This window comes from Streptomyces sp. NBC_00273, assembly GCF_036178145.1.
In the GTDB taxonomy this organism is placed as follows: Bacteria; Actinomycetota; Actinomycetes; order Streptomycetales; family Streptomycetaceae; genus Streptomyces.
On record NZ_CP108067.1, the window covers coordinates 4234441 to 4255269 of the forward strand.

General features: G+C 72.5%; 20 protein-coding genes. 9 read left to right on the top strand and 11 right to left on the bottom strand.

The window, feature by feature from the left end:
- Window positions 1–67 precede the first annotated feature (67 nt).
- From OG386_RS18050 to msrA, 3 genes are all read left to right on the top strand, one after another.
- A complete protein-coding gene (locus OG386_RS18050) occupies window positions 68–1645 on the top strand; it encodes a M48 family metallopeptidase (protein WP_443053179.1) in 1578 nt (525 codons plus the stop codon).
- Entirely contained in the window at window positions 1642–2802 is a 1161-nt protein-coding gene (locus OG386_RS18055; RefSeq protein WP_328789023.1) for a hypothetical protein, read from the top strand. Before OG386_RS18050 ends, OG386_RS18055 begins: the two co-directional genes overlap by 4 nt.
- 72 nt (window positions 2803–2874) lie before the next feature.
- Window positions 2875–3543 carry a peptide-methionine (S)-S-oxide reductase MsrA gene (msrA, locus tag OG386_RS18060; RefSeq protein ID WP_327383589.1) on the top strand — a complete coding sequence of 223 codons (669 nt, stop codon included), beginning with the start codon at window positions 2875–2877 and terminating at the stop codon, window positions 3541–3543.
- A 209-nt stretch (window positions 3544–3752) separates the two neighbouring features.
- On the opposite strand, the gene OG386_RS18065 is transcribed toward msrA, so the two are convergent.
- A complete protein-coding gene (locus OG386_RS18065) occupies window positions 3753–4835 on the bottom strand; it encodes an NAD(P)-dependent alcohol dehydrogenase (RefSeq protein WP_328789024.1) in 1083 nt (360 codons plus the stop codon).
- 164 nt (window positions 4836–4999) lie between these two features.
- On the opposite strand from OG386_RS18065, the gene OG386_RS18070 reads away from it, so the two are divergent.
- A complete protein-coding gene (locus tag OG386_RS18070) occupies window positions 5000–5920 on the top strand; it encodes a helix-turn-helix transcriptional regulator (protein ID WP_328789025.1) in 921 nt (306 codons plus the stop codon).
- Here the strand turns inward: OG386_RS18070 and OG386_RS18075 are convergent.
- From OG386_RS18075 to OG386_RS18085, 3 genes are all read right to left on the bottom strand, one after another.
- Window positions 5910–6869, bottom strand: a complete 960-nt coding sequence (locus OG386_RS18075; RefSeq protein WP_328789026.1) for a GNAT family N-acetyltransferase — start codon at window positions 6867–6869, stop codon at window positions 5910–5912. The two genes, OG386_RS18070 and OG386_RS18075, sit on opposite strands and share 11 nt — an antisense overlap.
- 125 nt (window positions 6870–6994) lie before the next feature.
- Entirely contained in the window at window positions 6995–8263 is a 1269-nt protein-coding gene (locus OG386_RS18080; protein ID WP_328789027.1) for a L,D-transpeptidase, read from the bottom strand.
- Window positions 8264–8397: 134 nt separating this feature from the next.
- Window positions 8398–8739 (bottom strand): hypothetical protein, encoded by a 342-nt coding sequence (locus OG386_RS18085; protein WP_051763183.1) that lies wholly within the window; start codon window positions 8737–8739, stop codon window positions 8398–8400.
- Between the two features lie 107 nt (window positions 8740–8846).
- Here OG386_RS18085 and OG386_RS18090 point away from each other — a divergent pair, with 107 nt between their 5' ends.
- Window positions 8847–9209 carry a hypothetical protein gene (locus OG386_RS18090; RefSeq protein ID WP_328789028.1) on the top strand — a complete coding sequence of 121 codons (363 nt, stop codon included), beginning with the start codon at window positions 8847–8849 and terminating at the stop codon, window positions 9207–9209.
- Between the two features lie 66 nt (window positions 9210–9275).
- Here OG386_RS18090 and hutH read toward each other — a convergent pair whose 3' ends face one another.
- From hutH to OG386_RS18115, 5 genes are all read right to left on the bottom strand, one after another.
- On the bottom strand, window positions 9276–10817 hold the full coding sequence (gene hutH, locus OG386_RS18095; protein WP_328793284.1) for a histidine ammonia-lyase: 1542 nt from the start codon (window positions 10815–10817) through the stop codon (window positions 9276–9278).
- Window positions 10818–10924: 107 nt separating this feature from the next.
- Complete coding sequence (locus tag OG386_RS18100) at window positions 10925–12040, bottom strand: GGDEF domain-containing protein (protein WP_328789029.1); 1116 nt, start codon at window positions 12038–12040, stop codon at window positions 10925–10927.
- A gap of 158 nt (window positions 12041–12198) precedes the next feature.
- The gene (locus OG386_RS18105) at window positions 12199–13002 is read right to left on the bottom strand and encodes an enoyl-CoA hydratase/isomerase family protein (protein WP_030012603.1); all 804 of its coding nucleotides are present in this window, start codon (window positions 13000–13002) and stop codon (window positions 12199–12201) included.
- A 24-nt stretch (window positions 13003–13026) separates the two neighbouring features.
- Window positions 13027–14190, bottom strand: a complete 1164-nt coding sequence (locus OG386_RS18110) for an adenylate/guanylate cyclase domain-containing protein (RefSeq protein WP_328789030.1) — start codon at window positions 14188–14190, stop codon at window positions 13027–13029.
- A 195-nt stretch (window positions 14191–14385) separates the two neighbouring features.
- Entirely contained in the window at window positions 14386–15252 is an 867-nt protein-coding gene (locus tag OG386_RS18115; RefSeq protein WP_328789031.1) for a biotin--[acetyl-CoA-carboxylase] ligase, read from the bottom strand.
- Between the two features lie 131 nt (window positions 15253–15383).
- Between OG386_RS18115 and OG386_RS18120 the strand changes: the two genes are divergently transcribed.
- The 4 genes from OG386_RS18120 (at window position 15384) to OG386_RS18135 (ending at window position 18083) form a co-directional block, all read left to right on the top strand.
- Window positions 15384–16976: an acyl-CoA carboxylase subunit beta gene (locus OG386_RS18120; protein WP_266604252.1), complete on the top strand. Its 1593-nt coding sequence runs from the start codon at window positions 15384–15386 to the stop codon at window positions 16974–16976.
- 21 nt (window positions 16977–16997) lie between these two features.
- Entirely contained in the window at window positions 16998–17204 is a 207-nt protein-coding gene (locus tag OG386_RS18125) for an acyl-CoA carboxylase epsilon subunit (RefSeq protein ID WP_328793285.1), read from the top strand.
- A gap of 79 nt (window positions 17205–17283) precedes the next feature.
- Window positions 17284–17418: a morphogenic membrane protein MmpB gene (gene mmpB / locus OG386_RS18130; protein WP_263411711.1), complete on the top strand. Its 135-nt coding sequence runs from the start codon at window positions 17284–17286 to the stop codon at window positions 17416–17418.
- 41 nt (window positions 17419–17459) lie between these two features.
- Window positions 17460–18083, top strand: coding sequence for a nucleoside triphosphate pyrophosphatase (locus OG386_RS18135; protein ID WP_328789032.1), 624 nt, complete (start codon window positions 17460–17462; stop codon window positions 18081–18083).
- On the opposite strand, the gene OG386_RS18140 is transcribed toward OG386_RS18135, so the two are convergent.
- Window positions 18064–18540 (bottom strand): hypothetical protein, encoded by a 477-nt coding sequence (locus OG386_RS18140; RefSeq protein ID WP_328789033.1) that lies wholly within the window; start codon window positions 18538–18540, stop codon window positions 18064–18066. The two genes, OG386_RS18135 and OG386_RS18140, sit on opposite strands and share 20 nt — an antisense overlap.
- A gap of 145 nt (window positions 18541–18685) precedes the next feature.
- Window positions 18686–20260, bottom strand: coding sequence for an MFS transporter (locus OG386_RS18145; protein ID WP_328789034.1), 1575 nt, complete (start codon window positions 20258–20260; stop codon window positions 18686–18688).
- Between the last annotated feature and the right edge of the window lie 569 nt (window positions 20261–20829).

Below are 20829 nucleotides of genomic sequence, written 5' to 3' on the forward strand. Positions count from 1 at the left end.
CCACCTGCTTCAGCACCATCTTCATCCCGTGGGGGGATCTGTCCATATGGGCGCTTCACTGCGCGCCTTGCGCGCTCTCGTCCTGCTCGCAGGCTTCTACCTGCTCGGCGTGTTCCTGTTGGCCGCCCTCGGCGGCATCGACTACGCCGTCGTCACCACGCTGCACGGCCCGATCGCGGGCAAGCTGCTGCTGGTCTCCGTCGTCCTCGCCATCCCGATCGTGCGCGGCCTGTTCATGCTGCGCACCCCCAAGGGCGAGCCCCTGGCCGGCATCACGGTCAGCGAGGCGCAGGAACCCGAACTGTGGGCGGTCGTACGCGACATCGCGCAGCAGGTCGGCACCCGCGCTCCCGACGAGATCGTGCTGATCGACGAGGTGAACGCGGCCGTCGAAGAGGACGCCAAGCTGCTGGGCCTGCGGCCCGGCACCCGCCGCCTCTACATCGGCCTGCCGCTGATGACGGGCCTGGACGAGATGCAGCTGCGCGCGGTGCTCGCCCACGAAATGGGCCACTACGCCAACTTCGACACGCGCCTGACCCCGCTGATCGCCCGCGGCCGCGGCCAACTGATCCGCACCATCGGCTACTTCCACGACCGTGCCGACAAGAAGGTGGCCAAGGAGCGCGCGAAGCAGGAGCGCAAGGACGAGAAGCGGATCGCCAAGGGCAAGAAGGCCAAGGGCGTCGACACCACGGGCGAGGGTGCGATGTACCGCGCCATGGCCAAGATCTACATCGCGTACGGCAACTTCTACATGCGCGCCACCCTCTCCACCTCCCGCCGCCAGGAGCTCGCCGCCGACCTCGCCTCGGTCCGGGTCGCCGGCCGCGACTCCGCCGCGTCCGCGCTGCGCGAGCTGAACGCCCTCGGCTCGGCGCACGACTTCTACATGGGCTCTTACGCCACCCTCGGCGTCAACGCCGGCCTGCTGCCCCAGCCGGGCGAGGTCTTCGGCGGCCTGCGCCGGCTCCTGGCCGCGCGCTCGGCCGACCTGGACGAGCTGCGCGAGGAACTGTCGACCGAGCCCGCCTCCCCCTACGACTCCCACCCCGCGCTCGCCGAGCGCGTGGCCCGCATCGAGGCCCTGCCCGACGACGGCCGCGGCGGTCAGGCCACCCGGCCGTCCCTGGAGCTGCTGGCCGACGCCGACGCGGCGCTGGCCGCGCTGGAGCCGGCCGTCCTCACCCCGGAGGCGCTCGCGCTCAAGCGGGTCGACTGGGAGGACCTCGTCCACGAGTCCATGACCAAGTACGTCGGCGAGGGCGCGGAGGACCTCCGCGAGGCCTTCGTCGCCGAGGGCGCCGGCCCCGGGCTCGACGCCGTGCTCGACGCGTTCGACGCCGACCCAGCGGTGCGCTGGCGCATCGCCGACCGTTTCCCGAAGTCCGAGGAGGCGGCGGCCGCCACCGGCCGCACGGCCCGCGAGTTCGCCCGCCCGGTCGTCCGGCGCGCGCTGAACCAGCTGGTCACCGTCGAGCTGACGGCCCGCGGCGCCGCCCGCTGGCAGCTGTCCTGGTCCGACTCGGCCTCGCTGAGCTACCCGGCCGACGGCTTCCAGGACCGCCTGGGCGCTGCCCTGGACGCGGCCGTCGCCGACCTGCCCGACACCGAACCCCTGCGAAAGCTGGTGCTTGCCCCGTGATCGGCCTCTACGTCCTGGGCGCCATTCTGCTGTTCGGCGCGTTCAAGGTCCTGCGCGGCGTCTACTACATCCGCAAGGCGAAGCGGCTGGAGGCGGAGATCGCCCTCATCGAGGGCCGGACCGAGGCCATGAACTCCGAGACGGCCGCCATCAAGGCGGGACGGAAGGCGGAGCAGGCCGCGGCGGTCGTCGCGCTGGGCTTCGTGCCGGAGGACGAGCTCGACACGGACAACGCGCTGCCCGTGTCGCCCGAGCAGACCGCCGCCGTCGCGGCGGTCAAGGCCGGCGACTGGGAAGCGGGCGCGGCCTATCTCGAGGCGGCCGGGCAGGACTGGGAGGAGCGCTGGCAGCGCATGCGCCCCCTGTCCGAGCTCGCTGCCGAGGACGACGCCTGGCTGCTGGCCTGGCGCGCGGCCAGGCCGTCGGACCCGTCCGCGGCGCTGGTGAACGCGGACACGGGCGTCTTGGTCGCGTGGAACGTGCGGGGCTCCGCGCGGGCCCGCCACACCACCCAGGAGCAGTTCCGGATCTTCCGCGAGCTGCTGCTCAAGGCGCAGGAGCAGGCGCGGGAGGCCCAGCGGCTCGCGGACCCCGCGGACCCGGTTCCGTACATGGTGGAGCAGTCCATCAGCCAGGGCCTGGGCTACTCGCACGAGGAGTACCAGCAGCTGTGGTCGCAGATCACGAAGCGTGACCCGAAGAACCTGTCGGCCCACACGAACGCCATGCAGTACTGGAGCCAGAAGTGGCGCGGCTCGCACGAGACGGCGCTCGCCTTCGCCCGCGAGTGCGCCGCCGGGGCCGAGCCGGGTGAGCTGCTGTCCGTGCTGCCGCTCATCGCCTACGTCGAGCAGGAGCTGCACGAGTCGGACCTCAAGCCGGAGACCTTCTTCAAGGAGCCGGAGGTCATCGCGGCGGTCGATGCCGCCCTCGTCGACCTGGCGGCGGCCGACCCCGAGGACTGGCGGTCGATCCGGCTGCGCCACCCGCTCGCGTGGTTCCTGTTCTGGCAGGACCGGGACGCGGAGGCGGTCGAGCAGTTCCGCCACATCGACGGACACATCGGGGCGATGCCCTGGCGCTACTGGCCGAAGTCCCGCTACGTGCACGCGCGGGACTGGGCGGTGCGCGTGGTCACGCCGGGTCTGGAGCCGTAACGGCGGAGGAGGGCGGGTCGGGGAATCCCGGCCCGCCCTCCGCACGTTGTCACTCCCACAAGGAGGGAATCCATGTTCTCGTACCGCCGTACGCCCGAGCTCCCCACCCGCGAGGAGGCCCTGACGGGCCGCGCGGAGCCGCTGTTCGCCGTGCCCGACCGGCACACCGTGCTGGGCAACCCGCTGTCCGGCCCCTACCCCGCGCACCTGGAAGTCGCCGACTTCGGTCTGGGCTGTTTCTGGGGTGCGGAGCGCAAGTTCTGGCAGACCCCCGGGGTGTGGACCACGCTGGCCGGCTACCAGGGCGGCTTCACCGAGAATCCGACCTACGAGGAGGTGTGCTCGGGTCTGACCGGCCACACCGAGGTGGTCCGCGTGGTCTTCGACCCGTCGCAGGTCTCCTACGCCGCGCTGCTGAAGCTGTTCTGGGAGTCACACGACCCCACCCAGGGCTTCCGCCAGGGCAACGACGTCGGCACCCAGTACCGCTCCGCGGTCTACACCCACTCCCCCGACCAGCAGGCGACGGCGGAGGCCTCCCGCACGGCCTACCAGCAGGTCCTGGCCTCCTCGGGCTACGGCCCGATCACCACGGCGGTGCTGCCGGCGGCGGAGCGCCCCTTCTGGCCCGCGGAGGCGCACCACCAGCAGTACCTGGACAAGAACCCGGGCGGCTACTGCGGCATCGGCGGCACGGGCGTGTCCTGCCCGATCGGCGTGGCCGGGGCCCCGGGGGCGTGAGGGCCCCCGTCGTCGAGCCCGCGCCCGCGGGGCCGACCCGCCCGTGGCAGCAGCACGGGCCCCGGCCGTCCGCGCGTCCCCGGGGGTAATGAGGCCCGCCGGGGCGGGTAGACGATCTCCGAGGGGGCGTGGACGCCGAGTCTCTTGGCGTAGGTCACGCCGCCGAAGACGATCGGGGTGCCGTCGCCCGCCGGTCCCGCCCCGGGGGGTCAGATCGTCGACGCGTCGATCACGAAGCGGTAGCGCACGTCGCTCGCCAGCACCCGCTCGTAGGCCTCGTTGATCTGCCCGGCGGCGATCAGCTCGATCTCCGCGCCCAGTCCGTGCTCGGCGCAGAAGTCGAGCATCTCCTGGGTCTCGGCGATCCCTCCGATCATCGATCCGGCGAGGGTCTTGCGGCCGCCGATGACGGAGAAGAGGTTGAGCGCGACGGGCTCCTCCGGGGCACCGACGTTCACCAGCGCGCCGTCGACCTTCAGCAGACCCAGGTAGGCGTCCAGGCCGAGCGGCGCGGAGACGGTGGACAGGATCAGGTCGAAGCGGCCGGCCAGTTCCTCGAAGGTGGCCTCGTCGCCGGTGGCGTAGAAGTGGGAGGCGCCCAGCTTCAGGCCGTCCTCCTTCTTGCGCAGGGTCTGCGACAGGACGGTGACCTCCGCGCCGAGCGCGTGCGCGATCTTCACGCCGATGTGGCCGAGGCCGCCGAGGCCGACGACCGCGACCTGCTTGCCGGGGCCCGCCTGCCAGTGCTTGAGCGGGGAGTAGAGGGTGATGCCGGCGCACAGCAGCGGGGCGGCGACGTCGAGGGCGAGGCCGTCGGGGATGCGGACGGTGTACTTCTCGTCGACGACGAGGTGGGTGGAGTAGCCGCCGTACGTGGGCTCGCCGCCCCGGTCGAGGGCGTTGTAGGTGCCGGTCATGCCTTCGGTGCAGTACTGCTCCTGGCCGCGCAGGCAGTACGCGCAGGTGCGGCAGGAGTCGACGAAGCAGCCGACGCCCACCCGGTCCCCGACGGAGAACCGGGTGACGGCCGGGCCGACTTCGGAGACGACACCGGCGATCTCGTGGCCGGGGACCATCGGGTAGATGCCCTCGCCCCAGCCGTCGCGCACCTGGTGGATGTCGGAGTGGCAGATGCCGGAGTACTTGATGTCGATGAGGACGTCGTGCTCGCCGACGGGACGGCGCGTGATCGTGGTGCGCTCCAGCGGGGCCTTGGCGGCGGGGGCGGCGTACGCGGCGACCTCCGTGCCCTGGGTGGCGTGCGTGCCCTGGGTGGCCTGGGTGACGGACATGGGGGTGCTCCTCGAACGGGGTCGTTCCTCTGCGGTGGTCCCCACGCTGCCGGTCCGTCCGGCGGGCAGCCATCCCCCTGTCCTGCCTACGACCGGCGAACCTACCCCTGGCGGGGTCAGGCTCACGGCTGCCCCGCGGCGCACCGCCCGGGGATACTTGCGGGATGGATCAGCTTGATCAGCGAGCCTGCCTCGGCGAGTTCCTCCGCTCCCGCCGTGCGCGGCTGCGCCCCGAGGACGTGGGCCTGCCCGACCACGGGCGCCGCCGGCGCGTGCCCGGGCTGCGCCGGGAGGAGCTGGCGCAGCTGGCGGGGGTGTCGGTCGCGTACTACACGCGGCTGGAGCAGCGCGACGGGCACAACGTGTCGGTGGAGGTCCTGGAGGCGCTCGCGCGGGCCCTGCGCCTCGACGGGAGCGAGCGGGCGCACCTGATGGACCTGGCGCGGCCGAAGGCGCACCGGCGCCGCCACAGCCGGCGCCCGCAGCAGGTACGGCCGGAGCTGCGCACGCTGATGGACGCGATGTGCGGCGTACCGGCGTACCTGGTGGGGCACCGGCAGGACGTCATCGGCTGGAACCGGCTGGCGGCCGCCGTCTTCGGGGACTTCGGGGCGCTGCCCGCCGCCGAGCGGAACCTCGTACGGCTGGTGTTCCTGGACCCGGCGACGGCGGAGCTGTACGGAGAGTGGGAGTGCCGGGCGTGCGAAGTGGTGAGCAACCTGCGCATGTACGCGGGCCAGCACCCGGACGACGAGCAGCTGTCGGCACTGGTCGGGGAGCTGTCGGTGAAGAACGAGGAGTTCCGGCGGCTGTGGGCGGCGCACACGGTGGCGGACAAGACGCACGGGGAGAAGGTGCTGCGGCACCCGCTCGTGGGTGAACTGCGGCTGTCCTTCGAGACGCTGAAGCTCCCGGACGACCCGGCGCAGTCGCTGGTCACCTTCCACGCCGCCCCCGGCTCCCCGTCGGCGGACGCCCTGCGCCTGCTGGCGTCGTGGTCGGCCCCGTCGGCCCCGTCGGCCGTGCCGCCGGCCGCGCCGGCGCCCGGCCAGGCGCCCGGCGTCCCGGATCCGGCTACAGCTTGAACTGGAAGATGCCCGCCTCCCGCCCCCGCCGGTAGCCGATGGACTCGTTCACCGCCCGCATCTGGGTGTTCGCGTCGGCCACCGTCGTGGCGATGCGGCGCAGCCCCGGGTGGCGTGCGGCGGCTTCGGCCGCCATGCGCAGTTTCACGGCACGGCCGAGGCCGTGGCCGCGGTGGCCGGGGACGACCACCGTGTCGTACTGGAGGGCGCGCGGGCTCGAGGGGTCCGGCAGGACGAGTTCGGTGTACGCCGCCACCTCGCCGGCGTCGGTCACGGCGGCGACCGTGATCAGCTCCCCGCCCCGGTCGATGATCACCTGCTGCACGGCGTGCAGCCACTGCGCCGTCCAGACCGGGATCCGCTCGTCCATCTCTCCGCTCGGCGCGTCCTCCATCGCCTCGTGGGCCGCGGCGGCGGCCGGCGCCCAGGCGTCGGGGATCAGGCCGTGCCAGGTCAGGAGCTCGTATCCGGGGGTGGCCGGGACCTGCGCGGCCCCGGCGGCGGGGAGTTCCTGTTCGTACCAGGCCATCGGCAGGACGTTCTCGAACCCCAGCGACTGGGCGAACGCCTGCCCCGGGCCGCCCAGGTCCACCAGGGTGGCGACCGAGGTCCGGCCGTGCGCGAGCAGTTCCTCGCGGACCCGCTCCCACAGGGCGGTGCCCGCGCCCCGGCGCCGCTCCTGCGGCCGTACGGTCAGCACGTCCAGGAACGCGGTGTGCGTGTTGCCCTCGTCCGTGAACAGGACCAGGGCCGCCACGCCCTCGCCCCCGTCCGTCGTCCAGAGCACGGGCCGGCCGCGCGCCGGCCTGACGCACAGCCGCCCGGCGACCTCCCTGCGGGACGGTACGGGCTGTTGCGGCAGATCGGCCGCCCCGGCATCGGTCAGGACCGCCAGCCAGGCGTCGATCGCGGCGTCGGACGGAGGGAGGTCGAGGGAGTGGATCATCATGTCGCCGACACTAGACCCGCCCCGGGCCCGCCACTGAGCGGTTTTCGGCCACCGTCACCCGTCGAAAACGAACGGCGGGGACCCCGTCAGGGGTCCCCGCCGTTCGGCGTGCGCGGTGCTGGAGGTCAGGCGGCCGAGCCGGCCTTCCACTCCGCCCAGCCCATGTTCCAGCCGTTGAGGCCGTTGTCGGGCTTGATGGTCTTGTCCGGGGAGTTGACCACGGTGACCACGTCGCCGATGAGCGAGTTGTCGTAGAACCACGCGGCGGGCTGGTTCGGGTCGCCCGCGCCCTTGACGTCGTTCAGGCCGACACAGCCGTGGCTGGTGTTGGCGCTGCCGAAGACCGAGTCGGCTCCCCAGTAGTTGCCGTGGAGGAAGGTGCCGGACTGGGACAGGCGCATGGCGTGCGGGACGTCCTTGATGTCGTACTCGCCCTTGCCCTCACTGTCCTTGAAGCCGACGGTGGAGCCGTCCATCCGGGTCTCCTTGAACTTCTCGGAGATCACCATCTGACCGTTGTAGGTCGGGTTGTCCGGGGAGCCCGCCGAGATCGGGATGGTCTTGATGACCGCGCCGTCCCGAGTGACCGTCATCTTCTTGGTCTTCGTGTCGACCGTGGAGACCTGGCTGCGGCCGATCTTGAAGGTGACGGTCTTGTTCTGGACGCCCTGGACGCCGGGAGCGCCCTGGACGCCCTCCAGCGCCAGCTTCATCGTGACGGTGGAGTTCGCCTGCCAGTACTGCTCCGGGCGGAAGTCCAGGCGCTGCGCGCCGAACCAGTGGCCGACGACTTCCTGGCCGCTGCTGGAGCTGACCGAGATCGCCGCTTGGACGGCCTTCTTGTCCTGGATCGGCTTGTTGAAGGTGATCGAGACCGGCATGCCCACGCCGACCGTCTGGCCCTCGTCCGGGACGAACGAGCCGACGAAGCTGTTCTCCGGGGAGATGGTGGTGAAGGAGGCGTTCTCGTGCGCCTCCTTGCCGTCCGCGTCCTTGGCGGTCGCCGCCAGGGCGTACTTCGTGGAGCGCTTCAGCGCGGCGTCCGGCTTCCAGCTCTTGCCGTCGGCGGCGATCTTGCCGGCCACGGCCGTGCCCTCGCTGGTCTTCAGCTCGACCGCGGTGAGGGTGCCGTCGGCGACGGCCACGTTGGCCGCGTCGTTGAGGCCGACGTTCGTGGCCCCGTCCTTCGGCGTGATGGTTATCTTGGCCTTGGAGGTGTCCTTGGCGGCCGCCGCGTCGACATCCGCCTGGGCCTTGCTCGCCTCGGAGCCCTTCGGCTTCGCGTCGTCTCCGCCGCCGCACGCCGTGAGCATCAGTACCCCACCGAGCACGGCGGATATGGCCACCAGGGACCTGCTCCGCCGCATACTGTCCGTCCTCACACGCCACTCCATCGTTGCCGGATCCCCCGGAGGCTGGCCGTCCCCGGGGTGGGCCGGGCAGGGGGCGCACCCCCTGCCTGGTCATGACAACGCGTTAACGGCGCCGGCCGGTTCCACATTCCGTTCGGATGTGGTCCACCACACGGTCAGGCGTTGTCGGGTTCCTCGTCGAAGTCCCCATCTTCCTCGTCCAGGTCCCACTCCATGGACTCGGGGTCGTATTCGACGGGCTCGCTGCTCCAAGAGGCCTGGGCGAGCTCCACCCCGGGGATGTCCACGACCAGGTCAGTGGGGTCGACGAGGTAGGCGAGGGCCTCCGACTCGTCCTCGCGGACGGCGGACTCGGCGTGGCCGCGCTCCTCGTCCGGCATGAACTCGTCAGCCTTGATGTGCGCGAGCGCGGCTCCGGTGAGTGCCTGGACGTCGGGCACCTCCAGCACCAAATCCACCCGAAGTCGTACGTAACGTGATGTCTCAGAAGAGTTCATACGACGGAGAGTAAGCCCGCGGAAGCCCCGACTTTCCCACGACCCGCCCCTTTCCGTAGCATCACCGCACACGGCCAATTCGCTGCTGCCACAAGGGGGATCGCACCGTGTCCGCACGCCGACCGCTGCTCACCGCTCTCGGAGCGACCACCCTCCTCGCCGCCCTGTGGTTCGTACCATCGGCCGGCGCCACCTCGGCCGACGTCGAGGAGACCCGTTCCGGCGTGCCCACGGGCGCGAACGCCGCCCAGGCGGCCACCGACGCGACCGGCTCCGCCGACTCCGGTTCCGTTTCCGACGCCCCCGGGACGGTCACGGGAACGGCCTCCGGACCGGCCTCGCGACCGCAGCCCCTGCTCGCCGCCACCGGGTCCGTGGACACCACTCCCTACCTCCTGGGCGGCACCCTCTTCCTCGGCGTCGGGGCCGGCTTCGTGGCCTTCTCGGTCCGCCGCTCGCACGCGCCGTAGACACGGCGAAGGGCCGCCCCGGGACCTGGTCCCGGGGCGGCCCTTCGCCGTGTACGCGGCCTGTCGTCAGGCGAGCGGACCCGTCACCGGCTCCACCGCGGCCAGGAGGCCTCCGGTACGGATGAACTCGTCGGCGGCGGCCAGGTCAGGGGCGAGGAAACGATCCGGCCCGGGGCCCTGCACGCCCGCCGCGCGGGCGCCCGCGATCGCGGCCTGGCTGGCCGGGGCCGGGGTCAGCCCGTGGCGCAGCTCGATGGCGCGGGTGGCCGCGTAGAGCTCGATGGCGATGATCCGCGTCAGGTTGTCGACGGCGGTACGGAGCTTGCGCGCGGCCGACCAGCCCATCGAGACGTGGTCCTCCTGCATGGCGGAGGAGGGGATCGAGTCGGCCGAGGCCGGCACCGCGAGCCGCTTCATCTCGCTGACCAGGGCGGCCTGCGTGTACTGGGCGATCATCAGACCGGAGTCCACGCCGGCGTCGTCCGCGAGGAACGGCGGCAGGCCGTGCGAGCGGTTCTTGTCGAGCAGCCGGTCGGTGCGGCGCTCGGCGATGGAACCGAGGTCGGCGGCCGCGATGGCGAGGAAGTCCAGCACGTAGGCGACCGGGGCCCCGTGGAAGTTGCCGTTGGACTCCACGCGCCCGTCGGGCAGCACCACCGGGTTGTCGACGGCGGCGGCCAGCTCGCGGGAGGCCACCAGGGCGGCGTGCGCCATGGTGTCGCGGCCGGCGCCGGCGACCTGCGGGGCGCAGCGCACGGAGTAGGCGTCCTGCACGCGCGGGGCGGTCTCCTCCTGGTAGTGGCGGACGAGTCCGGAGCCCTCCAGGACGGCGGCCATGTTCGCGGCGGAGGCACCCTGCCCCGGGTGCGGACGGATGGCGTGCAGCTCGGGCTGGAGCACCTTCTCCGTACCGAGCAGCGCCTCCAGGGTGAGGGCGGCGGTGATGTCGGCGGAGGTGTAGAGCTTGCCGAGGTCGGCGAGGGCCATGATCAGCATGCCGAGCATGCCGTCGGTGCCGTTGAGGAGGGCGAGGCCCTCCTTCTCCCGGAGCACGACCGGCTCGATGCCGGCTTCGGCGAGCAGCTCACCGGCGGGGCGGACGGTGCCGTCCGGGCCCTCGGCGTCGCCCTCGCCCATGAGGGCGAGCGCGCAGTGGGACAGCGGGGCGAGGTCGCCGGAGCAGCCCAGGGAGCCGTACTCGTGGACGACGGGGGTGATCCCGGCGTTGAGCACGTCGGCCATGGTCTGCGCGACGGAGGGGCGCACGCCGGTGTGACCGGAGGCGACGGTCTTGAGGCGGAGGAACATCAGCGCGCGGACGACCTCCCGCTCGACGCGCGGGCCCATGCCGGCGGCGTGCGAGCGGACGATGTTGCGCTGGAGCTGGGCACGCAGCTCGGGGCTGATGTGCCGGGAGGCGAGCGCACCGAACCCGGTGGACACGCCGTAGACGGGCTCGGGCTTGGCGGCAAGGGCGTCGACGATCTCGCGGGCCCGGGCCAGTGCATCGAGCGCCTCCGCGGAGAGCTCGACGCGTGCGTTGCCGCGGGCTACGGCGATGACGTCCTCGGCGGTGGTCCCGGACGTCCCCACCACGACAGTGTGCATATCCATATTCAGCACCCTACGGATTGAATCGCTTCATGTCACTAGGCGAAATTGTCACGATCGCGATGCGGGTGGGCCCCTTACCCATCGGTACCGCGGACCGCCGGTCACTGCCGACCCCGGAAGCGGCGCCGCTCTCCGGGAGCCTCCTCTGCGGCGGCGTCCGCGAGCCGAACCACCGCGGTGTCCCGGCCCGCCACGACGGGCTTCGGCGAGCGCGCGGCCTTCGCCTTGTACTGGGCGGCGTCCGCGAGCCGGAAGAGCCGACGGGACGACTTCACCAGCCCGATCGGGTCCCCGGTGGAGGCCACGCCGCAGGCCACCCCCTCGCCCAGCTCCAGCTCGGCCGCCCGGGTGCACACCTCCTCGGTGACGCGCACGATCTCGTCCGCCGTCGGGCCGACCCCGACCAGGCAGAACTCGTCGCCGCCGAGGCGGGCCACCAGCGATCCGGGCAGCATCGCCCCGCACAGGCTCAGGACCGACCCGAACCGCTCCAGGAGCCGGTCCCCCATGGCGTGGCCGAGGGTGTCGTTGACCGCCTTCAGCCCGTTCAGGTCGCAGACGACGAGGCTGACGACCACCCCGGTCCGCCGGTGCTCCTCCAGGGCCTCGTCGAGCCGCATGTCGACCGCCCGCCGGTTCGCGAGCCCGGTCAGCGGGTCGGTGAAGGCGAGCCGCCGGGCCTCCTCCAGCCGCTCGTTCTGCGCGAGCCCGGCCGCGACCACGGCGGCGAGCACGGTGGCGAAATCGGCGTCGTCCTCGTCGAAGTCGGGCAGCCCCTCGTCCCGGGCGACGTACAGCTCGCCCCAGGCGCGGCCGCTGAGCACGATGGGCGCGACCACACAGGTCCCGCGGCCGCGTCGGCGCAGGGCTTCCCCGCGCCGCCCCGGCCGGTCGCCGACGGCGCTCTCGACCCAGGCGTGCGGGCCGCCGCCGCCCACCCAGAGCTCGTGCAGGAACTCGGTGATCTCGGGGAAGTCGTGCACGGGGTAGGACTCGTCCTCGGGGAACTCCTCCTCGCCCGCCCGCCGCTCGCCCTCGTTCACGAGCACCCGCAGGCACCCCCGCTCCCGCTCCCACGCGGAGATCGCGGCGAACGAGCCGTCCAGCGCGACGCGCGCGCCCCGCGCGGCCGCCCGCACACTGTCCCGCGGCGCGCAGGCCGCGGCCATCGCCTGAGCGAGTCCCACAACGGCTCGTAGCCGCCCGTCAACTCCCATCACCCCAGGCTAGGGACTTTTGTCAGATTTTGGAGACAATTGGCGCGACTTTCGGTACCGCCCCCGATCACCAAGGGTGATCGGGGGCGCCGGGACGCGGGCGGCATCCGGACGCCGCCCGGTACCGCCCGGGCTCCGCTCCGGCCCCGCCCCGCCGGCTACTCCCCCGGCCAGTTCGGCTTGCGCTTCTCGTTGAACGCCGCGACGCCCTCCACCCGGTCGCCCGAGAACGCCACCGTCCGCCAGGCCGCGTCCTCGATCTCCAGACCGGCCTCCAGGTCCATCCCGTGCCCCAGCCGCAGCGCCCGCTTGGCCGCCCGCAGGCCCACCGGGGAGTTCGCCGCCATCCGGGACGCCAGCGCCAGCGCCTCCGCCGTGTCCTGGCCGGCCGGGACCAACGAGTCCACCAGCCCCAGGGACAGCGCCTCGGCCGCCTCGACCCGGCGCGCCGTGAAGATCAGCTCCGCGGCCCGTGCCGCACCCACCCGGCGCGGCAGCAGCTGCGTGCCCCCGCCGCCGGGGATCACGCCCACCGAGACCTCGGGCAGGCCCACCACCGCGGTCTCGTCGGCGACGATCACGTCGCAGGCCAGGGCCAGCTCGAAGCCGCCGCCCAGGGCGAACCCGTGCACCGCCGCGACCGTCGGCATCGGCAGCGCCAGCACGCCCCCGTACGCCCCCCGCGTGGTCGGCCGCTGCCGGACCAGCTCGGTGTCCGAGAAGGAGTTCCGCTCCTTGAGGTCCGCACCGACGCAGAAGGCCCGCTCGGACGTCGAGGAGAGCACGACCACGCGTACGGACCGGTCGGCGGCCAGCTCGGCACAGGCCGCCCCGAGGGCACGCGCCATCGCGGTCGACACCGCGTTCATCGCCTTGGGGCGGTCCAGGGCCAGCTCCGCGACCCCGCCCTCGTGGCGGCGTACCGCCACGAACTCCGACTCGAATGCGGACTCGGACGCCATAGGAACCCTCCCGGTTAACGAACGTTACCGGGGGATCTTAGGCTTCCGTCGCGTCAGCGACCAGGGCTCCACGACGCCGAGGCCGCGCACCGGCCGCTGCCACATCGGCTGGAGCGCGAACCGGTAGGACGCACCCTCCTCGGGTGCCGTCTCGGCCTCCTTCTCCGACACCGGGGCGGCCCCGGTCCGGGAGAGCTCCTCGGCCATCGCCCCGTCCACCAGCACCGCGTCCTTGGGGGCTATGGACGTCAGCCGGCTGGCCAGGTTCACCGTGGTCCCGAAGACATCGCCCATCCGGGTGGTCACCGTGCCGAAGGCGATCCCGACCCGCAGCTCGGGCATCTGCGGGTCGAGCTCCATCGTCTCGATCAGCCGCAGCGCGATCTCCGCCGCCGTCGCCGCGTCGTCGGCGCAGTAGAGCACCTCGTCGCCGAGGGTCTTGATCAGCCGGCCGCCGTACGCGGCCACCAGGTCCGCCGCGGTCGTCTCGAAGGACTCGACCAGCTCGCCGAGCTCCTCCTCCTCCAGCCGCCGGGTCAGGCGCGTGAAGCCCACCAGGTCGGCGAAGCCCACCGCGAGCCGCCGGTCGACCATCTCGTCGTCGTCGGCCACCTGCACCACGCGCCCGGTCGCGGCCGCCAGCTGGCGCCGCCACACGTAGACGAGGAACTCCTCCAGCTCGGGCAGCAGCAGCTCGACCAGGGGGTACGTGACCTCCGTACGGGTCATGCCCGGCTCCGGCGGCTCCGTCAGCCCCTCCAGGAACGAGTCGATCTGCCACTCCGCCAACCGGGCGGTGGTCTGCCCCGTGGACCGCGCCACCTGCACGGCCATCGGCTCGGACAGCAGCCCGGCCTCCACCAGGCCGGCGAGCCGGCGCAGGGCCAGCACGTCGGCCTCGGTCAGCGCCCGGGCCTGCCCGATGTCGGCGAAGCCCATGGCCCGCCAGAAGCGCGAAGCCAGCTCCATGGACACGCCCGCGCTCCGGGCGGCCTGGAACGGGGTGTACCGGCGCTCGGCACCGAGGATCAGCTGCTCCAGCCGGATGGCGAGCGGATCCGCCGTCGGCTGGACCGTGTGGTCGACCTCGTGGTGCGGCGTGTGCTGGTCACGGCCGATCGGGGTACCCGGGCCGGAAGCGGAGCCGCCACCGGCGGACGCGCTGGACGTAGGGTCGTCGACGGTCAAGGGCCGCCTCCTGTCCATTCCGTGCGCACTGCCCTGCGAACCGGTTGATCACCACGAGCACCGGGATCGCCTAAACCATACGGCAGGTGTGCCGTAGCTCACTCCCCCTCCCCACTTCCGGACCGCCCGCGACCTGGGTGCGGGGTCGGGGCGGCGGCCCCGGGACGGCGCCGCACCCGGCACCCGCTCCCCCTGTCAGTGCACGGAACGCAGGTGGATGACGTCGCCCGCGCCCACCGTCTCGTGCCGGTCCTCGGCCGTACGGATCACCAGGCGGCCATCGGTGTCCACCGCTTCGGCCGTTCCGGTGAGGGTGCGCCCGCCGGGCAGTTCCGCGCGGACGTGCCGGCCGAGGGTCGCGCAGCCCGCCGCGTAGGTCTCCTGGAGGCCGCTGGCCGCGGGGTCGCCACCGGCCGCGCGCCACCTGCCGTACCACTCCTCCAGGGACCGCAGGACGGTCCGCAGCAGCGGGTCCCGGTCGGTCACGGAGGCCTTGGCCAGCGCCAGCGACCCCGCGGCCGGCACCGGCAGCTCGTCCTCGGTCAGGGTGACGTTGAGACCGATCCCGAGGACCACGCCGTCCTCGACCCGCTCGGCGAGGATCCCGCCGGTCTTGCGCTCCTCGCCGTCCACGGTGACCAGCAGGTCGTTGGGCCACTTGAGGGCGGTGTCCACGCCGGCCGCCCGGGACAGCCCGGTCGCGGTGGCCACGCCCGCCAGCAGCGTCAGCCACCCCCACCGCTCCTGCGGCACCGCGTCGCCCGGCTTGAGCAGGACGGAGAAGAACAACCCCGACCGCGCGGGGGCGACCCAGCTCCGGTCCAGCCGCCCGCGCCCGGCGCTCTGCTCCTCGGCGACGAGCACCGCCCCCTCGGGCAGCTGCGCCGCCCGGGTGGCAAGGTCGGTATTGGTGGACCCGGTACTGGCGACGACCTCCACGGAGGTCCACAGCCCGTCCCCGGTGACGAGGGCCCTCTGGAGGGCGGCGGCATTGAGGGGCGGCCGGTCCAGGCTCGACCAGCGACCGGAGGAAGCTCCTGCTGAGGCATCTGATGGCGTCATGCAACCCAATGTAGGTGTGTCAAACGCCGCACTGCCGAGCGCCATGCCCGCCGATACGCTACGCACCAGTAGCCAGCAGTAGTCAATCAATTGACCAGGCAGTTGACACCACGCAGGGAGCCGCGACCCCGATGTCACATCCGTCAGAGCCGATCGACATGCACACCACCGCGGGCAAGATCGCGGATCTGCAGCGCCGCATCGACGAAGCCACCCACGCCGGGTCCGCGCGTGCCGTGGAGAAGCAGCACGCCAAGGGCAAGCTGACGGCGCGTGAGCGGGTTGCCCTGCTGCTGGACGAGGGATCCTTCGTCGAGCTCGACGAGTTCGCCCGGCACCGTTCCACCAACTTCGGGCTGGAGAAGACCCGGCCCTACGGCGACGGCGTCGTCACCGGATACGGCACGGTGGACGGCCGTCCGGTGGCCGTGTTCTCGCAGGACTTCACCGTCTTCGGCGGGGCCCTCGGCGAGACCTACGGCCAGAAGATCATGAAGGTCATGGACTTCGCGCTGAAGACCGGATGCCCCCTCGTCGGCATCAACGACTCCGGCGGCGCCCGCATCCAGGAGGGTGTCAGCGCGCTGGGCATGTACGGCGAGATCTTCCGCCGCAACGTCCACGCCTCCGGCGTGATCCCGCAGATCAGCCTGATCGTCGGGCCCTGCGCGGGCGGCGCCGTGTACTCCCCCGCGATCACCGACTTCACGGTCATGGTCGACCAGACCTCGCACATGTTCATCACCGGCCCGGACGTCATCAAGACGGTCACCGGCGAGGACGTCGGCTTCGAGGAGCTGGGCGGGGCACGCACGCACAACAGCACGTCCGGCGTCGCGCACCACATGGCGGGCGACGAGAAGGACGCCATCGAGTACGTGAAGTCACTGCTCGCGTACCTGCCGTCGAACAACCTCTCCGAGCCGCCCTCCTTCCCGGAGGAGGCGGACACCGAGGTCTCCGACGCCGACCGCGAGCTCGACGTGCTGATCCCGGACAGCGCCAACCAGCCGTACGACATGCACACCGTGATCGAGCACGTGCTCGACGACGCGGAGTTCCTGGAGACGCAGGCGCTCTTCGCGCCGAACATCCTGACCGGCTTCGGCCGGGTCGAGGGCCACCCGGTGGGCATCGTCGCCAACCAGCCGATGCAGTTCGCCGGCTGCCTGGACATCGACGCCTCCGAGAAGGCGGCGCGGTTCGTGCGGACCTGCGACGCCTTCAACGTCCCGGTGCTGACCTTCGTGGACGTCCCGGGCTTCCTTCCGGGCACCGACCAGGAGTACAACGGAATCATCCGGCGCGGCGCCAAGCTCATCTACGCGTACGCCGAGGCCACCGTTCCGCTGATCACCGTCATCACCCGCAAGGCCTTCGGCGGCGCCTACGACGTCATGGGCTCCAAGCACCTCGGCGCGGACCTGAACCTGGCCTGGCCGACCGCGCAGATCGCCGTCATGGGGGCGCAGGGCGCCGTGAACATCCTGCACCGCCGCACCATCGCGGAAGCCGCTCCCGAGGAGGTGGAGGAGACCCGGGCCCGGCTCATCGCCGAGTACGAGGACGCGCTGCTCAACCCGTACACGGCGGCCGAGCGCGGGTACATCGACGCGGTGACCATGCCGTCCGAAACCCGGGCGCACGTGGTGAAGGGGCTCCGGCAGCTGCGTACCAAGCGGGAGTCCCTGCCCCCGAAGAAGCACGGCAACATCCCGCTCTAGCCCCTCCAGGAGGACTCTGTGGTGATCAAGGTCGTCAAGGGCAACCCGACCCCGGAGGAGCTGGCCGCCGCACTGGCGGTGGTCCAAGCGCGCGCGGCGGCGCTGGCCATGGCCCCGTCGCTCGCTCCGCAGGTCGCGGACGAGTGGTCGGCGCCGGCCCGGGTGGCCCGGCGGCGGGTTCCGCATCCGGGGCCGCGGGCCTGGGGCCGTACGTACTGGCCCGCGTAGCCCGATCGATATGAACGGACGGTGGCGCCTGAGTACCCGTACTCAGGCGCCACCGCCGTTCCCGCGCCAGGATCGGGGCATGCTCTGGTCCGACCCGAAGAACGAGCCGCCCAAGGACATGCGCGACGCGCAGGCGATGATCCGGCGGCTGACCCTGGTGCTCGCCCTCGCCATGCTCGTGGTGGTGTACGTCCTGGGCGTGGGCCACTTCTAGCGCCCTGTCCGGGGGTCCGGGCCGCGCCTACGATGGCCTCCATGACTGCGACACCTGAGCCCCGGACGACCGGGCGCACGCTCGTCCTCGCCTCCGCTTCCCCCGCCCGGCTGAACCTGCTGCGGCAGGCCGGGCTCGCCCCGCACGTGATCGTCAGCGGTTTCGACGAGGACACCCTGAACCACGACGAGCCGGCCGCCCTGGCGCTGGCCCTGGCCGAGGCGAAGGCCGCCGTCGTGGCGGGGCTGGACGAGGCCGCGGGCGCGCTGGTGATCGGCTGCGACTCGGTGCTGGAGCTGGACGGCGAGGCCCTGGGCAAGCCGGCGGACGCCGAGGAGGCCACCGCGCGCTGGAAGGCGATGCGCGGGCGGGCGGGCGTGCTGCGCACCGGGCACTGCGTGATCGACACGGCGGACGGCCGTCAGGTCTCGGCCACGGCGTCGACGACGGTCCGGTTCGGTGAGCCCACGGACGCCGAGGTGGCGGCGTACGTGGCGAGCGGGGAACCCCTGCACGTGGCCGGGGCGTTCACCCTGGACGGGCTGTCGGCGCCGTTCATCGACGGCATCGACGGGGATCACGGCAACGTCATCGGGCTGTCGTTGCCGCTGCTGCGTTCCCTGCTGGGCGAACTGGACGTGTCCATCACGGACTTGTGGGCTTGAGCTCCCCGAACGGCGGCGGTGGGGTGTCCCCGCCGCTGCCACCCCCGCCGCTGCCGTTCCGGGCGGGCCGGGCGGCGTAGGACGTCAGGGTCAGTACGAGCAGGCACAGGATCAGCATCATCGTCGCGAAGGCGGCCCAGCCGACCAGGGCGACGCTGAGGACGCCGAGCACCCCGTGGGCGACGGCCCCGCTGACGAGCACGACGCGGCCGAAGCGGCCCGGGGAGCGGTCGCGGAGCGCAGTGACGGCGGCGAGCACGGCGCACAGGACGAGGAAGGCGCCCATGCCCGCCCCCATGACGTAAGTCGCCTTGGACATGACATCCGGATCGCTGCCCGCGATCGACATCGACTGGTTCGCCGTGGTCCGGCCCAGCACGATGTGGACGAGCACGAGCACCGCCGCTTCCACGACGAGCACGATCGCGGCCAGTCCGGCCACGAGTCTTCGCAGCACGACGCCCCCACCCCCCACGTGTCACAAGCCCGTTCGACGCCCTGGAGGCTACTAACGGGTAGCCCGGCGGGCAAGACGTCCGCACACCCGGTTTGCGGACGCCTCCCGCCCCACGGCACGCCCCGCGCCGCGCCGTACGGCGCGACTACGTCGACGACTTCGGCTTCTTCTCCCGCGGCCAGACGCTGTACGACCAGGACCAGATGGTGTCGATCACCCAGATGGTCAGCCAGATCCGGCCGACCCAGACCAGCGGTCCGCGCTGGTCGTCGGGCACGCCGCCGTCCGTGATCTGCCAGATGAGCCAGCTGGAGTCCAGGGCCCAGAGGACCAGTTGACCCAGCGCGAACGCGGCCGTGTGGAGGTACCAGTCCCGCCGCTCCTTGCGGGCGTGCGCCTTCGGCCCGAGGACCGTCTCCGCCGCCGGCCGCGCCGCTTCCCGCTCGCTCATGTCCGCCCCCGTGTCCGTGTCCGTGTCCGTGTCGATGTCCATGTCGATGTCCTCCCGGTCCTCTCCCCCGTCGCCGGGCCGCGGTCCGGACTCCGTCCCCTGCTGCGCCAGGCCCAGGGTGCGGACCGCGTACGGCACCACGAGCGCCCCCAGGACCGAGGTGGCCGCGGCCGCCGCGCAGGCGGCGACCCAGCCGGCCTCCTCGTAGAGCAGGCCCATCACCAGTGGGCCGACCACCACACCGGCCAGGCGGGCGCTCTCGTACAGGCCCATGGCCCGACCGATCCGCCCTCCGGAGGCGGCGGCCACGGTCGCCTGTTCCACCGGGACCTGCGCGGCGAAGCAGGCGGCGGCCACGGTCCACAGGACGGCGATGGCCGGCGGCGTGGAGACCACCGCGAGCCCCGCGGCGAACAACGCGCTCGCCGCGAACGAGGCGACCATGGTCGGCGTACGGCCCAGCCGGTCGGTGAGGCGGTGCGCGTGCGCCGGCAGCAGGACGAACACCACGAAGCCGGGGGCGAAGACCAGCGCGATCCCGTTCGGGGACAGCCCGAGGTCCGCCTGCAGCCGGAGCAGCAGGAGCATCCACAGCCCCGCCTCGGCCGCGGCCGTCACCGCGGACACCACCATCAGCGGCAGCAGCCGGCGCTCCGCCGCACCCCGCCGCTCCCGGCGCTCGGTCACGGCGCGGGCCCGCTCCTGGCGGGGCCCGCGCAACAGCGAGCCCGCGGCCACCGCGCAGGCGGCGCTGCCCAGCCAGAACAGCAGCGGATAGCCGCCGCGTTCCAGCAGGGAGAACGCCACCAGGTAGCCGACGAAGGCACCCTGGCCCTCCGCCGACAGCAACCTGCCGTACGCCGAGGTGCCGTCGCCGTCCTGCGCCCGCTGCCCGGTCCAGGCCCGCAGGGCGACCCAGAACAGGGCGCCTCCGGCGCCGCCCAAGCCCGCCGCGACGAAGGCCACCACCAGCGTGTCGGCGAGCGCGTAGCCCGCGAACGACAGGGCGTACAGACCCGCACCGGCCGCGGCCACCCGCCGCTGGTCGAAGCGGTCGGCCAGCTCCCCGGCCAGCGGGCGCACGAGCAGCGACAGCACCGCCTCGAAGGCGATCAGCGCGCCGACCGCGGAGGCCCCGGCGCTCAGCGTCGAGCCCGCCCACAACGGCAGCAGGAAATCGAGCACCTCCGCCGGGGCGCTGGCGAACAGCGCCGCCGACAGGACCCGGCGCCCGGCCGGATCCGTGGGCGCCCGCGTCCCGGCGCTCACGCTTCGACCGCCGGTCGGCAGCACCCGGCCCCTGCCGCGCCGGATCGGGTGGGAGCGGGCCCCGGGACGGAGTCCTCTAACGCCATGTGCTTCGTCCTCGTCTCGCCGTCGTCTTCTCGCCGTCGACTTCTCGCCGTCGTCGTTTCCGCGCCGTCCGTAAGACGCCGCCGGACCCGCCGGGGTTGTCAACTCGCCGATACCACTGCCGCCGCGCGGTCGCGGGCCCCGATGTCGTCCATCCGTAGGACACGCCCGGCGCGCTGCCGACCGCCCGGGCCCGTACGGGCCGCATCGCTGTGGGTACGGTGTTGTCCCTGTTCGCCCTGCGGGACGACCGGGCTACCAATCAGTAAACAAGGGGACAACTCCGCTCACGACCGCAAAGAAACCGTGGACCGTTCGTAGGGACTCGACAAAGAATCACCCGGGGCCGCTAACCGGGGGGACAGAGACCTTGGCTACATGACGGGGTTACTGTGCAGTCGGGGATCCCCCTGACCTGGGGCGCCACAAGGGTTCTCCGGCGGATCGACCCTCGCATCACACTCTGTGTGGGCAAGGTCACCACC

Coding starts and splice junctions, on each gene's coding strand:
- msrA (WP_327383589.1), top strand. CDS start 2,875: ATGTTCTCGTACCGCCGTACGCCCGAGCTCCCCACCCGCGAGGAGGCC.
- OG386_RS18105 (WP_030012603.1), bottom strand. CDS start 13,002: ATGGCGTCCGAGTCCGCATTCGAGTCGGAGTTCGTGGCGGTACGCCGC.
- OG386_RS18070 (WP_328789025.1), top strand. CDS start 5,000: ATGGATCAGCTTGATCAGCGAGCCTGCCTCGGCGAGTTCCTCCGCTCC.
- hutH (WP_328793284.1), bottom strand. CDS start 10,817: ATGCACACTGTCGTGGTGGGGACGTCCGGGACCACCGCCGAGGACGTC.
- OG386_RS18080 (WP_328789027.1), bottom strand. CDS start 8,263: ATGGAGTGGCGTGTGAGGACGGACAGTATGCGGCGGAGCAGGTCCCTG.
- OG386_RS18115 (WP_328789031.1), bottom strand. CDS start 15,252: ATGACGCCATCAGATGCCTCAGCAGGAGCTTCCTCCGGTCGCTGGTCG.
- OG386_RS18065 (WP_328789024.1), bottom strand. CDS start 4,835: ATGTCCGTCACCCAGGCCACCCAGGGCACGCACGCCACCCAGGGCACG.
- OG386_RS18120 (WP_266604252.1), top strand. CDS start 15,384: ATGTCACATCCGTCAGAGCCGATCGACATGCACACCACCGCGGGCAAG.
- mmpB (WP_263411711.1), top strand. CDS start 17,284: ATGCTCTGGTCCGACCCGAAGAACGAGCCGCCCAAGGACATGCGCGAC.
- OG386_RS18135 (WP_328789032.1), top strand. CDS start 17,460: ATGACTGCGACACCTGAGCCCCGGACGACCGGGCGCACGCTCGTCCTC.
- OG386_RS18075 (WP_328789026.1), bottom strand. CDS start 6,869: ATGATGATCCACTCCCTCGACCTCCCTCCGTCCGACGCCGCGATCGAC.
- OG386_RS18085 (WP_051763183.1), bottom strand. CDS start 8,739: ATGAACTCTTCTGAGACATCACGTTACGTACGACTTCGGGTGGATTTG.
- OG386_RS18100 (WP_328789029.1), bottom strand. CDS start 12,040: ATGGGAGTTGACGGGCGGCTACGAGCCGTTGTGGGACTCGCTCAGGCG.